General features: G+C 51.3%; 14 protein-coding genes and 1 pseudogene. 8 read left to right on the plus strand and 7 right to left on the minus strand.

Going from position 1 to position 14,526, the window contains the following annotated elements; translation table 11 throughout:
* From IO95_RS07555 to IO95_RS07580, 6 genes are all read left to right on the plus strand, one after another.
* Window positions 1–638 (plus strand): type VI secretion system baseplate subunit TssG (locus IO95_RS07555; protein ID WP_037384698.1); only part of this gene is annotated, 638 nt, incomplete at its 5' end.
* Window positions 616–1,161, plus strand: coding sequence for a type VI secretion system lipoprotein TssJ (gene tssJ, locus IO95_RS07560; protein ID WP_023492836.1), 546 nt, complete (start codon window positions 616–618; stop codon window positions 1,159–1,161). The genes IO95_RS07555 and tssJ, both read left to right, overlap by 23 nt.
* 3 nt (window positions 1,162–1,164) lie before the next feature.
* Window positions 1,165–1,608, plus strand: coding sequence for a type VI secretion system baseplate subunit TssE (tssE, locus tag IO95_RS07565; protein WP_023492837.1), 444 nt, complete (start codon window positions 1,165–1,167; stop codon window positions 1,606–1,608).
* Window positions 1,609–1,634: 26 nt separating this feature from the next.
* Window positions 1,635–1,898 carry a hypothetical protein gene (locus IO95_RS07570; RefSeq protein WP_023492838.1) on the plus strand — a complete coding sequence of 88 codons (264 nt, stop codon included), beginning with the start codon at window positions 1,635–1,637 and terminating at the stop codon, window positions 1,896–1,898.
* A gap of 27 nt (window positions 1,899–1,925) precedes the next feature.
* A complete protein-coding gene (locus IO95_RS23455; RefSeq protein ID WP_023492839.1) occupies window positions 1,926–2,681 on the plus strand; it encodes a hypothetical protein in 756 nt (251 codons plus the stop codon).
* A gap of 165 nt (window positions 2,682–2,846) precedes the next feature.
* The gene (locus IO95_RS07580) at window positions 2,847–3,677 is read left to right on the plus strand and encodes a hypothetical protein (RefSeq protein WP_235186748.1); all 831 of its coding nucleotides are present in this window, start codon (window positions 2,847–2,849) and stop codon (window positions 3,675–3,677) included.
* Window positions 3,678–3,973: 296 nt separating this feature from the next.
* Here IO95_RS07580 and IO95_RS07585 read toward each other — a convergent pair whose 3' ends face one another.
* The 6 genes from IO95_RS07585 to IO95_RS07615 all read right to left on the minus strand — a co-directional run bounded on the left by IO95_RS07585 (window position 3,974) and on the right by IO95_RS07615 (window position 12,230).
* Window positions 3,974–5,362 (minus strand): amidohydrolase family protein, encoded by a 1,389-nt coding sequence (locus tag IO95_RS07585; protein WP_023492816.1) that lies wholly within the window; start codon window positions 5,360–5,362, stop codon window positions 3,974–3,976.
* Window positions 5,363–5,375: 13 nt separating this feature from the next.
* The gene (locus tag IO95_RS07590; protein WP_023492815.1) at window positions 5,376–6,326 is read right to left on the minus strand and encodes a carbamate kinase family protein; all 951 of its coding nucleotides are present in this window, start codon (window positions 6,324–6,326) and stop codon (window positions 5,376–5,378) included.
* A gap of 40 nt (window positions 6,327–6,366) precedes the next feature.
* Window positions 6,367–7,917, minus strand: a complete 1,551-nt coding sequence (locus IO95_RS07595) for a hypothetical protein (RefSeq protein WP_023492814.1) — start codon at window positions 7,915–7,917, stop codon at window positions 6,367–6,369.
* Between the two features lie 232 nt (window positions 7,918–8,149).
* Window positions 8,150–9,568, minus strand: a complete 1,419-nt coding sequence (locus tag IO95_RS07605) for a DUF1116 domain-containing protein (RefSeq protein WP_023492813.1) — start codon at window positions 9,566–9,568, stop codon at window positions 8,150–8,152.
* Window positions 9,568–11,115 carry an acyl-CoA synthetase FdrA gene (fdrA, locus tag IO95_RS07610; protein ID WP_023492812.1) on the minus strand — a complete coding sequence of 516 codons (1,548 nt, stop codon included), beginning with the start codon at window positions 11,113–11,115 and terminating at the stop codon, window positions 9,568–9,570. The genes IO95_RS07605 and fdrA overlap by 1 nt, the downstream gene beginning before the upstream one ends.
* A 509-nt stretch (window positions 11,116–11,624) precedes the next feature.
* Complete coding sequence (locus IO95_RS07615) at window positions 11,625–12,230, minus strand: ankyrin repeat domain-containing protein (RefSeq protein ID WP_023492713.1); 606 nt, start codon at window positions 12,228–12,230, stop codon at window positions 11,625–11,627.
* 423 nt (window positions 12,231–12,653) lie between these two features.
* On the opposite strand from IO95_RS07615, the gene IO95_RS07620 reads away from it, so the two are divergent.
* Window positions 12,654–13,592, plus strand: a complete 939-nt coding sequence (locus IO95_RS07620; protein ID WP_023492714.1) for a LysR substrate-binding domain-containing protein — start codon at window positions 12,654–12,656, stop codon at window positions 13,590–13,592.
* A gap of 59 nt (window positions 13,593–13,651) precedes the next feature.
* On the opposite strand, the pseudogene IO95_RS25100 reads toward IO95_RS07620, so the two are convergent.
* Window positions 13,652–13,805, minus strand: a pseudogene (locus IO95_RS25100) (IS1 family transposase); the annotation flags it as partial.
* Between the two features lie 449 nt (window positions 13,806–14,254).
* Here IO95_RS25100 and IO95_RS07625 point away from each other — a divergent pair.
* Window positions 14,255–14,526: ESPR domain-containing protein (locus IO95_RS07625; protein WP_037384705.1), on the plus strand; the 272-nt coding region annotated here is incomplete at its 3' end.

Here is a 14,526-nt window from a genome sequence, read left to right on the forward strand (position 1 = left end):
ACAACATTTCGCAATCGCTGTTGGGGTTGGTGGGGCTGGGTATTCCGGGGACCGCCAACCATATTGCCACCCCGGTGTCGCGCTTTCTGGCGTTGCTCGGTGTGCTGCGCCAACCGGGCAAGACCGAAGAGGGGATGCAGGCGCTGGTGCAACTGCTGGCCCCGGCCACCCGGGTGCGTGTTCACCCTTATTGCCTGCGGCCCATCGCCATCACCACCCCGTTGATGTTCACCGACGAAGGGGGCTTTGTGCTGGATGGCAACACCCCGTTGGGGGATGAGGTGATGGATACCAGCAGCCAACTGCTGATTGAATTAAGTACCGACGACCAGGATGAAGCCCACGGCTGGATGCCCGATGGGCAGTTGTATCAGGACTTTCTGGTGATGCTGCGTGTCTATCTGGGCTGGCGCTTCAAGGCCAAAATACGCTTGACGGTCAATACGCGCTTGCTCAGTGTACCGCCGTTGGGGGAAGCCCCCTTCTGGCTGGGGATGAGCGGCGTACTGGGGGTCGAAGGGGAGTGTGTCCCTGACGATATCCCCACCACTTTCACCATGGAGCTGGGTGGTTACCAAGGTTTATGCCCGGCAATCGAGACAAAAGGAAACCAACGTGTTACGTACCCGTTTGACTAAATCTGCAGGCTGGCTGCTGTTGCCGGTTCTGGTGGGCACGCTGTCAGGGTGTGGCCTGACCCAGAGTGTCAGTGATGGCACCAAATCCGCCGTATCGTCGATTTTTTATAAGAAGATAAAGGTGTTGCGCCTGGACTTCACGGCGCGTGAAGCACTCAATACCGATGCCCATGAAAATAACTCCCTGTCAGAGTCGGTGGTTATCCGGGTCTATCAGCTTAAAGACCGTAAAGCTTTCGATAAACTGGTTTACCAACAGTTATTGAAGGACGGGGAGACGCTGTTGGCGGCGGAGTTGATTGCCAGCCGTGAGGTGGTGTTGAAGCCCGGGGGCGATGCCTCGCTGGATGCACCGATGGACCCCGATACCCAGTTTGTGGCGGTGGTGGGGATGTTCCGTCACCCGGATATGGCCAAAAACAACTGGAAGCTGGTGCTGCAGCGTGAAGAGCTCGACCCGGACAAGCCACGGGTGATTGAAGCGGGCAGTAACCACCTGACCCTGCTCCCGGTCAAGGAGTAACCCATGCCCCGTCCCTCATTATATGAAACCCTCTACGGCAACTTTGCCGGGGGGCTGGATTTACACCAAATCAGTGAAGAGAACCAGCTGATTATGTCGGTGCTGGACAATATGCAGCGTATACTCAACTGCCGTGCGGGGACCTTGTCGCATTTACCGGACTACGGTCTGCCGGATATGAGCAAAATCCTGCAGGGGATGCCCGGTACGGCTCACCAGTTAATCACTACCCTGTCTGACGTGTTGCTGAAATATGAGCCGCGCCTGAAGAGGATTGATGTGCTGATGCTGGAACAGAGCACCCCCGGTGAGTTGCGCTACGCCATTGATGCCGAGCTGAAAGGCATCGGCCTGGTGCGCTATGGCACCGAATTTACCCCACAAGGCAAAGTGCTGCTGCGCCACTTGCGTCAGCAACAACTGATGGAGAGTCGGTCACTTTATTAGACTGTATCCCTGTCCTCCTTTAAGGGATGAAATTAGCTCGGGGGCACTTGCATTGGGGCTGGCAGCACCTGCATTCGCCTACGGCGGTGGAGCAACAACTGGTGGCATCAATAGCGCCGTTGCCGGAACTCTCGCGTCCGGTGGGGCAGTTGGGTGAGTTGCGTGAGCCCGATTCACTGGTCCAGCGGCAAGCGGAGAGTCTGGTACAGCCACAGGCAGATCAGCAACTGGCACAACTGCTTAACCGTTATATACTGATAACTCAAAGACCAGCCGATTCAGCGCAGTAAGGTTGAAAACAAAGGAGAGGGGGAAGGATGATGGAACCATCGCAGAAATACCGTAATCACCGTTCGCGCTGGACTATCAGAGAGCTTCATTTTGTCGAAGAACACTATGGCAAGCTGCCCGCGCAGGACATCGCCGATCAACTGGGTCGAAGTATCAATGGCATCAGACGGGTTGTCCACTTGTTAGGACTGGGTAACAAGTCGGTTGGGCCATGGACCGAAGCGGAAATCGCGTTGTTGCACAGCCATTATAAAAAGGGCGCGGGGCTTGGGAAAATACAATCACTGTTACCTGGGCGAACCAGAGCTGCGATTGCCGCACTGGCTTGTAAGTTGGGCATCACCGGAAGAGAGAGTTGGAGCGCCAGTGAAAAGCGTTTTCTAAAGGAACACTACGGTAAGATGCCCACCAGGAAAATTGCAGCCACCCTGGGGCGAAGTGTCAGCGCAGTGCGTGTGACCGTCAATCAATTGAGCCTGGGTAAAAAGTCAGTTGGGCCATGGACTGAAGAGGAAATGGCGGTGTTGAGTGATCATTATGACCGAGGATTGGGTATTACGTATGTCCAGTCACGCTTACCTGGTCGCACAAAAGGGGCCATCAGAGCGCAGGCAAGCAAAATGGATCTGACGGGAAGACGACCCTGGCAACCGTATGAAGATATAATTTTGCGAGAGTTTTATCCTGAGCTGGGTTCTAGTATTATTTCTAAACTACCCCATAGAACGCTACCGGCTATCAAGCATCAAGCAAAAAAACTCGGGTTACGATACCGACGTTAACCCCATCACTACAGGGCGGATAGTTCGCTTACACCGATTCTTGTCCAGCGGTAAACTGCCGTAATCCAGTAGCGCCTTGTACAACTGCTTAAACGCTATATTCTGATAACTCAAAGACCAGCCGATTCAGCGCAGTCAGGTTGAAAACCAAGGAGAAGGGTGAGGATGATGGAACAACCCGTTAAGACCAGAAGGAACAGCGTACTCTGGACGCCGGATGAAATTGAATTTCTTAAGGCATCTCATGCCAAGTTACTTCCCACCCAGATAGCGGTCAGGCTGGGGCGTACGCTTGGCGCGTTGAGGACGATGGCGCATCGGTTAGGGCTTGAGCTTCAAAAACCCGAGCCCAAGAAAGCGGTGAGTATAGAATCTCCCCCGAGAAATGGCCGCTCACGCTGGACGATAACCGAGTTAAATTATGTCGAAGCCCACTACGGCAAAACATCGACCCGGGAGATGGCGGCGACGTTGGGCCGGGGGATCAGTGCGGTGAGGTCGGCGGCCCAGTCATTGGGGCTTTGCAAAAAACAATCGGGTGCGTGGTCGAAGCAGGAGCTCGACATTCTGCGCAAGTACTATGCCGATGGTAGAAGCCTTGATGATATGCAAACCTTATTGCCGGGTCGGGGGAAAAGCTCCATTGAGGCCATGGCAAACCAGATAGGGGCAACCCGGGTACGCAGTTGGCATGCCGATGAAGAACGCATTTTACGCGAATTTTACCCCACGTTAGGCACCAAGGTGGCCAAAAAACTCCCCCTCAGAAGTCGTGAGGCGGTTAAAATCAGGGCCAGTGAGTTAGGGCTGAAATACCATAAAGTAAAACCCCGAGAAGCACCGCCCCTGCGTTGGAGCGACGCCGAATGGAGTTTGTTGGAAAAACATCTGGCCTGGCCTTACGACGAACTAAGGGCGTTGTTTCCTGGGCGCACCAAATTGGCGTTGGAAAAAGCCAAAGAGCGATTAAGGGCGCGGAGGAAGTACGGTAAGTGAGGGGCTGCTGATGACAAATAGTGATCTCCGCGATCAAAGCTTACCGATCATAGAGATTTCACAAAACCACACCGAACCATTTTTTAAAGGCCCGTTTACCACTGGGTGTGAGATTGACTTCCCTAAACCCCGGTACGCGAGTTAACCATCCTTTTTGTTCGCAATGGGTAAAAAAAGCGGCACCTGCGTCCCCAGCCAGATGAAACTATCGTGGCCTAAAAATTTGACCACGACAGTGATTACTGACGATAGCGGTGAAAGTCCGCAATGGCTGTTCACCTCTATAGGATTTGCCGTTAGGCTTTACTGGTTTGCCCTACGCTTCCCCAGACTATCTCCCCCCGGTGGAAAGTGGCGGTTCTTGGGGAGATCCGAGCTACTGCTTCGGCGGAGCAGGATGCGTCCACCAGCACGAAGCTTGCCTCGTCCTCGGCTTTAGGCCATTGACGTTCCCCTTGATCATTGAGCGGTAATACATCGCCTGTGGCAATAGCCAGTGCACGGGACAAGGTTTTCTCATTCGGCCGAATGTAAAGCTGAGCATAAAGATTGGCTTTTTCCAGCATGTCACCCTGGCCATAGGGTGACCAGTGATCAATAACACTGTCGGTGCCTGTCATGACAAATACCCCTTTTTCCCGCAATTGACTCAGTGGCATATGCAGCGTGCCGATGGGGACGGTGGAAGCGATAGTCACTTGCTGCGCGGCCATACGGCTCGCTAGTTCATCAACCTGCTGTTCATTTAGCGTTGCCAGGGCAAAGGCATGGCTGATGGTCAACTTACCTTTTAGCTGTGGCGTTTTTTCTACGGTATCCATCATGTAATTTATTGCGGCCAGGCCTGCCGGGCTGGTTTCATGCAGGTGGATATCCACACCTTTGTTATAATCCAGTGCGATCTGGAACATAGTATCCAGGGATTTTTCCATCGCGCCATCAACACTGGTGGGATCGAGTCCCCCCACATAGTGCGCGCCGGCTTGCATCGCTTCACGCATCAGTGGTTCCGATTTTGAATAGAGCAATCCGTGTTGTGGAAAAGCCACAATCTCACAACTAAAACCTGACTTCCGGCGAGCCAGAACGGCTTGTAGCGCCTCCAGATTTTTCAGCCCCGAGGTGGGTTCGACATTGCAGTGGCTACGAGCGATGGTGGAACCACGGGATTGCAGTAAATCGATTAACTTCTCTGCTCGTTGTTGCGTATAGGGCTGCAACTCTGGCAATAGCTTCTGTTCCAGAGCGATCATATCCTTGATGGTGGTACCAGCCGGGCGATTAAGGGATCGCCATGGGCCACCGTAAAAGGTCTTGTCCAGGTGAATATGCATATCACGCATCGCTGGCAGCATCAGCTTACCACCGGCGTCATAAACGGCGAGTGTGTGATTGGCATGGAGATGATTATCCAGCAGGGCGACGATCTTACCCTGTTTGATCTCCAGCGTTTTCAGCTCGGTCCGGGTGCTAATGGGGGTTGTCCCATCAAACTCAAAGCCGCTTTCCAGCAATACATTGTCCAGATAATAATGCGGGCTGCTAATTTTCATTCCGTGACTGGGTTCGCCGCTTGCTATGGCTGATTTTGCGGCATGAGTGGCAGTAACACCAAACAGCGCACAAGCAGCGGCTATCTTAGTGCTGCGGCTCAAGAAATCTCGACGGCTGCTATTCTGGTTCATCTTTTCTTCCCTCTTAGGTATTGACGATATGCGTTCCTGTTTCACCGCGTAGAGCGGCGGCTAGACACTCAGGTGACGTGATCACCACGCGTTTCCCTCCTTGCTGCAAAAATGCCAGGCTGGCGGCTATTTTGGGCAACATACTGCCAGGAGGAAAGTGCCCCTCCGCCATATAACGCGTCATCTGCGCCACGCTGACCCGATGGAGCGCTTGCTGGTTCGGCTGGCCGAAATTAATGCATACTTTTTCTACGCCAGTGGTTATTACCAGCACATCAGCACGGATTTCCTGAGCCAGTAGTGCGGTCGAGAGATCTTTATCGATCACGGCGTCCACACTTTGATACTCGCCTTGCGGGCCACGGATCACCGGGATCCCACCACCGCCAGCACTGATAACGACAAACCCTTGCCGTGTCAGCGCCTTAATGGCCGCCGCCTCCACAATCTGCCGTGGAGCGGGTGAGGCCACGACCCGACGATAACCGCGGCCAGAGTCTTCGATAAAATGCCAATCTGGATGCTGTTGCAATAAGGTATCCCGCTGTTCTTGGCTAAAGAACGCACCAATCGGTTTAGTGGGCCGCATGAATCCGGGATCGTTAGGATCAACTTCCACTTGGGTGATTACAGTAACGGCTTTCTGCTCACCATGCTTTGCCAATTGGTTGCTAAGGGCTTGTTGGATAAGATAGCCGATACCGCCCTGAGTGTCTGCCACACAGTTGGCTAACGGAGTCAGTGGTAACCCGGCGTACTCATGGGCAATTTCTGCCCGGCGTAAATCTAGCCCTACTTGCGGGCCGTTACCGTGGGTCAGTACCAGATGGTAATCTGATGCCAGCATTTCCAATAGAGAACTGACCACAACCTTCACTGCGGCGGTTTGGTGTTCGATAGACTGGCTGGCATTATCTTTAATAATCGCGTTGCCACCAATGGCAACGACCATAAGCTCTTTCATTGACGTTATCCGATCAGAAGCGGGGCGAACCCCGCCAGAGTTAGACTGTTTTGCTTGGCGATAGCGCAGCGGCAGGGGCCTCTTGGCGGCTATCCAGGAAATGTTTCACCACAAACAGGGCGGTCATCATCAAATAGGCTACGGTGAACGTCAGCGAGCTACCGGTAGCAAAGCCCACCATCGGGGAGTGGATCACACCGAACAGGGCGAGTAAGGCACCGGTTGCCGCTGCTACCGCACCGCGTAATGGTTTATCGAGGATGGAGAAGATAGCGATGCAGCCCCACAACATACTGGCCAGAGGCGCTCCGCTGCCTAAAAATACCAATCCCTGATAGTACACGCCTTTACTGTGCAGCAACTCGGCGCCTAGCTTGGCCGCTGAGGTACCCGCCGCACCCATAATGCTATTGACCATGGTGAGTGCCCAGTTGGCAATCCACGGGAATAGGCAGATGAAGATCACCGGGACTTCGATTTTCGGTGTTTCCCGCACGACCTGATTGGCGGTGACCACCCCGATAAAAACCAGAATTGGAACAATGGCGGTCATCGGAATGATAGCCAACATAAAAGCCCCCAAGCCGAATAGCGGAACGATAAACATCGTCGCACCGGAAGCCAGGGTATAGCCGATACTGGCTCCCATGGCTTTCCAGCCGGCATGCCCGACGTAAACGGTCACCGGGAACGGGTTACCCATCAGGCAACCGAGCATCGAGGAGAGGCCGTTGGCCATCATGACGTTACGGGTGTTGTAATTATCCCCTGCGGCGTGTGCGCTTTCGATGTTCTCAAGGTCAAAGATGTAGTTTGCCAACCCTAATGGGACGGCAGAGGCCAGATAAGGCAGAGCATGAGGCAACCCTTGCAGAAAACCATCAATATGGATCCCCGGTGGGTTAAAGCCAAAAGAGGACATGGAGGCTTTAATGGCTTCAGGGCTTTGTAAACCAGAAATCCATGCCAGGGCCGTACCCGCAACCAGCAGCAGTAAACCAGTCGGGATGCGAGCGAAGATCGGCTTTTTACCAAACCAGTTAATAAATATCAGCAAGAGAACAATAAAGGAAACGGTAGGGGCTTCAAATGCTTGCAGCATCGGGTTCATTGCTAACAATAACAACCCCAGGCCGGACAGACAGGAAAGTAGCACCGTACGAGGGATCATCTTGCGGATGGTCTCGCCGAGGAATGAACCCCCAACCAGGATCAGTGCTTCAACAAAACACCACACCAGACCAATCTGGATCGCAAAGTCCGCATCACCGGTTTGCTGATACACCGGCATCAGCACCAGAAAAGTAACGGTGAAAATTGACGGGGCGCTAGGGCCGGAAGGCAGTGCGGTTACATCGCTGCGCCCAGTTTTACGCGCCATCTGCAGGCCAAACCAGGTGTAACAGATACTGGCCATAAACACCGCCAGCCCAAAGGCCGGGGCAATACGGCCGAACACAATCTCTTTGGGGATCCCGACCACGAAAATCAGCAATCCCATCATCGTCAGCAGGTTGGTCAGGTTATTGGTCATCAGCCCAAAGTAGGCAGCCCAATCACCACGTTTCCACTCTAATTTTATTCTGTTCATAAACTCTCCTTCGCAGGTCGTTAAAACGTAGGTTGCCATCTACAAGAGCACTTTCGCTCCAGCAGATGAACAACTTTTGTTTTGGTGACCCAGGTCAGCATCGGAGCCAGCCCTGTTTTCCACTCGTGCTTAAGTTATGCAGCCAGGTTGTTGGTTTATGCTGCCCAGCCCAGGGAACCCCGGAGCGAGGGCAACCGGTCACCTGGCTGCTCCTTGAAAATGTTGGGGCCGCTTATTGGCAGTAGCGAATAGCGTAAGCCAGTATCCCTTTCTCAAAGCAGGCAAACGGTGGGTGAACGATACCGGCACCAATCATGCCAATACCAGCATTCTTATGAGCAATGGCGGTATTGATCACCGGCAGGATACCGCTGTTGCCAACCTTGGTGATGTCGATGGCAGTCGGGACCCCCATAAAAGAGAGCAGGGGAATAGTGACGTTAGGGTTCTCACCGAGTGTGATTTCCCGCATCTGGCGTGAGAAATCGATCGCCTCATCCACGGTGCCGCCAACCAAGGCCACGATGGCCGGGGCAGTTGCCATGGCAAAACCACCAATGCCGTAGGTCTCGGTAATGGCGCTGTCACCGATATCCAGCCCGGAGTCTTCCGGCTTATAGCCGGCAAACATCGGGCCAATGACCTGCTGGGCCGGGCCGGTAAACCATTGACCGGGTAACCCACTGATGCGCAGACCGAACTCCACGCCGTTACGTGCCATCGTGGTCACCACGGTGCTGTATTCAATGCCATGCGCGGCATCCATGGCAGCTTTACACATTGCCATCCAGGTTGGGCCGGAGAAGTAATCACTGCTGGCAACAAAGTCAAACAGCTCGCGCTGCTGCTCAACCGGGTAACCGGTCTGGATGATCCAAGGGGTCAGCGCCTGGATCAGCAGTGCGGTTCCGGCATTGTTGCGGTTATGGCATTCATCGCCCATATGCAGCGCTTGCGCTAGCATCAGTCGCAGATCGATTTCCCCTGCCAGCTTCATGGCATCACGCAGCATCGGCCCTTGCACATCGCGCATCCAGTTCAAACGGTCGATCACGCTCTGGTCGTTGGCCCCCATGCGCAAGATTTTCGCCATTTGTTCGCTCATATTGGTGTAAGCGCGGTTGCCATAGGTCTTGTTTTCGACGATATGCATGAACATTGAGGCAGAAGTCACGCCGGCCATTGAACCCACGCAATCATGTTCATGGCATGGGGAGAAGATGATTTCACCGGAGGCAGCCAAATTGGCCGCTGCTTCCAGAGTAGTGGCTAAACCTTCGAATACCAGTGCCCCGGTAACCGCCCCTTTCATTGCGCCGCACATCTTGTCCCAAGTGATAGGTGGGCCCGCATGCAAAATGGTATTGCGTGTCATGCCGGGCACGACGTTGATTGCCTGATCAAAGCCCACCAGTACCGGATGTGACTGAATAATCCGCGTCAGTGCCAGTTGGTTGGCGTTTGCAATTTTTTCTGCAAGCTCGGGGGAGGCGATCTGATCGATCGCGGCTATCACAGCCAGATTACCCAGTCCTGGGGGTGTCCAGTTGAGCTGGGTGACCGGCGTATGTTGGGCTTTGAGATCGTCGCTGAACATTTCAATACCAATATTGATGACATTCAGTGGTTGATTGAAGAATGATTGGCTCATTAGGCTTTCTCCCCTTGATAGACAAATTCGCGTGCCAGTAATCCGGTATTGGTGCTGCTGCTTGCCCAGATGACACCCGCATCGGTGAGCATTTGGCACTGCTGCTGCAATGAGGGCGTATCGAGATCGGTGCCCAGCACATAGCCGAGGATCTCCAGGGGACGCTGTTCACGGGCCGCAATGGCTTTGGCTTCTTTTATTGCATCGATCATCACACCCACCGGGTCTTCATGTGAGCCAAAGCCCAGCACGAAATCCATCACGATTACGCCCACTTGCGGATCGCGAGCCTCCTGCAACAAACGGTTAATACGGTTGGTTGGATCGATCATCGGGTGTGGTTTACCGTTGGTAAAATCATCATCACCGAAGTCCAGGAAGGTATGGGCCACGCTGTGGTTCAAATCTTGCAAGCGCTTAGTGGGGTCGGGTTGAATATTGCTGTAGACGTCGTCATATTTTTCCAGCGCGGCAAACATTGCTTCATCGCACAACGTGCCACCACAAAACAGACCGCGAATATACTTCTGTTGCGGCGTTAAACGAGCGCGGACTTCTTCAATTAAAGGCCAGTTAAGAGGGTGGAGATCGAGAGAACTCTCGTCGATACCGCTGAGCAGCACCGCTTTTAATGCGGCTTCTTTGGTTGCACGGGCAAACAGTAATCCAGCCTCATCTGCGGGTGGAGAGTTACGCCCCAGGAAACAGACCACCACGGGTTTACTGCAGGCCCGGGCACGCTCCAGTACTTTATGTGCCACTGCGGGTGCTGGGGGTTTGGAGATGAGCACGATAACGGCTGTCTTCTCGTCCTCTTCCAACATTTTCAGGGCATCAAGCATCATCAGGCCGCCAATTTTCTCGCTAAGATCGCGCCCACCGGTACCAATCAGCTGTGAAATCCCGCCACCAAACTCATGAATACGAACACTCACCTCTTGGCTGCCGGTGCCGGAAGCACCAATGATGCCAATGCTGCCACGACGCACCGCATTACCAAAACAGAGAGCGGTACCATTAATAATGGCAGTGCCGCAGTCTGGGCCCATCATCAGCAACCCCTTATCGTGCGCCAGCTGTTTGAGAGCCAACTCGTCTTCAAGGGAGACATTATCGGAAAACAGCATCACGTTGAGCCCATTTTCCAATGCCTGGCGAGCTTCTCGCGCCGCATACAAACCATTTACTGAGATCATCGCCAGATTGCTTTCTGGGATGTGAGCTTTTGCGCTGGCAATAGTCGCGTAACGCGCTTCATGGTGGGTGCTTTGGTCTTTATGGGTGAAAAACTCCTCAATGGCTTGCAGAGTGGCTTGGTTAGTATCATCGCTTCCGCTTTTGATCACCATCATCAGGTCGCCATTTTTAGCCGCTTCAAGTTCTGGTGTTAGTAACCCAAGATCCTTGAGTATCCCTTTGTTCATTTCCGTTCCCATAGCGACAAATGCCTGTTCAACCCCAGGTAGTTTGTTGGCTTTGGTGGAAATCGACATCAGTGTAATGGAATCAAACCACGTGTTTTGTTTAACAATAATCCTGATGGACATATTTTTCTCCAAAATATGAGGTCAATAAACAGGTGTCAGCTATGCCATACAGCATGTTCCCACCTGAATTTCAGTCGCTCTTTTAATTCTCGTTATACTTAAAGAAACTTGAGTTGTGTGACAAAAACCTAGCTCGTTTTTGAACAGCGCTGTACGGATGATTTATAAAAATGCACCTTGATAGCAAATACCCAAACAACTTGATGTATAACGCCTGTAGTGATGTTAGTAATAGAGTGGTTCGTCATGCACTTTTAATATAACGCGACGATTATATTCCTTTACGAATGACCTTATGTAAGGTTGGCTCCATGAAATTTAAAATGGTTTGTGTTTTTTAATGTAACGAAAATAGAATAAAGACATTTATCCTTTCTCATTTCACCCCTGTTCTGATAAATCCACCTTAGAACAGGGGTGTTGTATATTATTTGCTATAGCCCCAGGTTAATTTAAATGACCACTTACCCGCAACTTGAATGAACGTTGCGATTGTCCGCTTATCTTTTTTATGCGCCCGCCGCTATCAGCAGTTCAGCGATTTCGTGATAGCCTTTTTCTTTAGCCAACGTCAGTGGTGACTTGCCATATTTATCGGTCATATGAGGATTGGCACCATGCTCAAGCAGCAATTTAACAATTTCCTGCTGCTTCGGCCCACCATCATTGAGTACGATGGCTTCCAGCAAGGGAGTCCAGCCAACAAAATTGGTGTGGTTAACATTAATATCGGTACACGTTAATAATTCACGCACAATTTCCACATGGCCTTTTTCACTGGCAGGCGTAATACCAACACCACCAAAACGTGTTAAACGATCCAGATCCGGCTTGGCGGGTAATACCAAGCGTAGTAATGTTAAATCGTTATTTAGGCAGCTTAATAGGAAAGGGTTAAAGCAAGTTTGGTCTTGCTTGTCAATATCTACGCCGGCAGAAATTAATAACTCAACACAATCGTAGTGTTTATTGAGGCTAGCCAACGTAATTGCGGTACGGCCTTGACGGTTGGTACCGTCAAGGTTGACATTCTTGCTGATGCATTTTCTTAATGTATCAATATCCCCTTGTTCTGCAGCATAAAGGAATTCGCTATTCATTGAAGTATCAGACATATATTGTTCCTTTTTCTTGTTTCTTTGCCTGCTATTTATTGATAGCAAGAGTATCAATAAACAGCTAAGAAGAACATCCGGTTAAAAAGCATTCATTGCAAAGCAGCTGATTGTTGAATATTATTCAACAACAATAACAAAGCGTGCGACAGCTCAATATTTTTCTGCGGGTTGGTTCTTTTTTTAGGGTAAATGCTGCTTTAATCCCCTTGTTTTCGCTGTCTGCAACGTCGAGGGGGAAACCAATCATCAGAAATGTGAAGCCCATCAAGTAAGTTGTAAAGGCAGTGTTAAACTGCGTTCAATACTGTGACCACGCTTGTTTGCCACATTGGCAGGAGTTTGGGTATAAAGGCGGTTGGGTTAGATCCCCCCTTGCTCTACCGCCGCCATCCAGCAAGGGAATGGAGCCAAGTGTAACCAATGAACTCGATTTTTACCGAAGAGAATCTTTTGGCATTCACCACCGCGGCGCGCTTTGCCAGCTTCAGCAAGGCGGCGGTGGAGCTGGGCCTGACAACCTCAGCTATCAGCTACACCATCAAGCGAATGGAAACCGGCCTTGATGTGGTGCTGTTTAATCGGAACACGCGCAGCATTGAACTGACGGAGTCAGGTTTTTATTTCTACCGTAAAGCGACTGATCTACTTAATGATTTCCATGCCATCAAACGTGGCATCGACACCATCTCCCAAGGGATAGAGGCGCGGGTGCGTATTTGCATTAACCAGTTGCTCTATACCCCTCGCCATACTGCCCGGTTGTTGCAGGTACTGAAGAAACAGTTCCCGACCTGCCATATCACGGTGACGACGGAGGTCTACAATGGCGTTTGGGACTCCATCATTAATAATCAGGCGAACATCGCCGTTGGGGCACCAGATACCCTGCTGGATGGGGGCGGTATTGATTACACCGATATTGGAGCTATCCGCTGGGTCTTTGCCATTGCCCCTGATCACCCTCTGGCATTTATGCCGCAGCCCATATCTGAAAGCCAACTCAGGCTCTACCCTAACATTATGGTTGAGGACACGGCACATACCCTGAATAAGAAAGTAGGCTGGTTGTTACATGGGCAGGAAGCGATTCTGGTGCCAGATTTCAATACCAAATGCCAGTGCCAGATTTTAGGTGAGGGTATCGGTTTTTTGCCGGAGTATATGGTGAGTGATGCGGTAGCAGAGGGTCTGTTGATCATCCGCACCATCCATAACCCACGCCAGGATTCCCGTATGTTGCTGGCGACACAGCACGCAGCAACCGGGCAGGTCACACAGTGGATCAAAAAGCAGTTTAAACCGGGGGGCGTGTTAGCCGAGATTTATGCCGACCTGCTCTATACGTTGAACTCTGAATAATGGCAGGGCTTGTGGAGATAAAGGAGTAGGTAATGACTCCAATGAGTAGAACATACACTTTCGATAAATGCCCCGATGACTTTTCATGCAACTCCATTGAGCGTAAAAAGCAAATGGTTTTACGCACCAAACGCTTAATGCGAGTTCTTAACGTCAGGTTGTTACCTTCAATAAGTTGAGTGAAAATTTTCCGCTCAAATGCTTATCATTCGGTACTTCCCGCCTATGACTGCCCCAGTCGTTGCATTTTGTTCTGCACTTTGCATAAGTTTGGGTATGTAAAAGAATGGCTAACAGATTTTTTTTTCTACTACACTTTCTTAAGAAGCGAATGAGTCTCAAACCTGATGCTCATGAGACTCTCTATACTTCAATTGCAGGACTGTTGGTTGAGTGATTCAGACTGGTTCCCTGTAATTACTCGTTTCGGCGCCAGAGGTGATGTGGGTGCGAAAGGGCTTTACCTGTAACTTGAATGGGGCAGGACATAAAGAGTTCATACCTTATCACTTTACTCTATAAAACATTAACTCAATTTATTTAACAAACCTGTATCAGTGTTACGCAAGAGTCATACGATGGGTGACATCATCATATAACCAATAAATTCAAGATATTGTCACCTCATTTAGCGCAACGCTGGCATAGAGGGGATGGACACTATGAATCGTGTATACCGTGTTGTTTTTAACTACGCCTTAGGGCTTATGCAGGTGGCTTCGGAGTTTACACGCCGTACTGGTAAGTCATCCTCTGGTCAGACCGTGGTTGAAGGTGCTGGTTGTCACGCTTCAGAGAGTCAAACAATTAAAAAAAGCGCTTTATCAATACGTGGTTGGCCCCTGCTGAGTGCGGTTTGCCTGGTTTTATTCTCGCAGGGGGTATTTGCCAATGGTACGGGTGGCGATAATGCTTCTTTCAGGGGCGGGAATGG

The organism is Serratia sp. DD3, from assembly GCF_000496755.2.

Coding starts and splice junctions, on each gene's coding strand:
- IO95_RS07620 (WP_023492714.1), top strand. CDS start 12,654: ATGAACTCGATTTTTACCGAAGAGAATCTTTTGGCATTCACCACCGCG.
- IO95_RS07590 (WP_023492815.1), bottom strand. CDS start 6,326: ATGAAAGAGCTTATGGTCGTTGCCATTGGTGGCAACGCGATTATTAAA.
- IO95_RS07595 (WP_023492814.1), bottom strand. CDS start 7,917: ATGAACAGAATAAAATTAGAGTGGAAACGTGGTGATTGGGCTGCCTAC.
- tssE (WP_023492837.1), top strand. CDS start 1,165: ATGCCCCGTCCCTCATTATATGAAACCCTCTACGGCAACTTTGCCGGG.
- IO95_RS07585 (WP_023492816.1), bottom strand. CDS start 5,362: ATGAACCAGAATAGCAGCCGTCGAGATTTCTTGAGCCGCAGCACTAAG.
- IO95_RS07570 (WP_023492838.1), top strand. CDS start 1,635: ATGAAATTAGCTCGGGGGCACTTGCATTGGGGCTGGCAGCACCTGCAT.
- IO95_RS07615 (WP_023492713.1), bottom strand. CDS start 12,230: ATGTCTGATACTTCAATGAATAGCGAATTCCTTTATGCTGCAGAACAA.
- IO95_RS07580 (WP_235186748.1), top strand. CDS start 2,847: ATGATGGAACAACCCGTTAAGACCAGAAGGAACAGCGTACTCTGGACG.
- fdrA (WP_023492812.1), bottom strand. CDS start 11,115: ATGTCCATCAGGATTATTGTTAAACAAAACACGTGGTTTGATTCCATT.
- IO95_RS07605 (WP_023492813.1), bottom strand. CDS start 9,568: ATGAGCCAATCATTCTTCAATCAACCACTGAATGTCATCAATATTGGT.
- IO95_RS23455 (WP_023492839.1), top strand. CDS start 1,926: ATGATGGAACCATCGCAGAAATACCGTAATCACCGTTCGCGCTGGACT.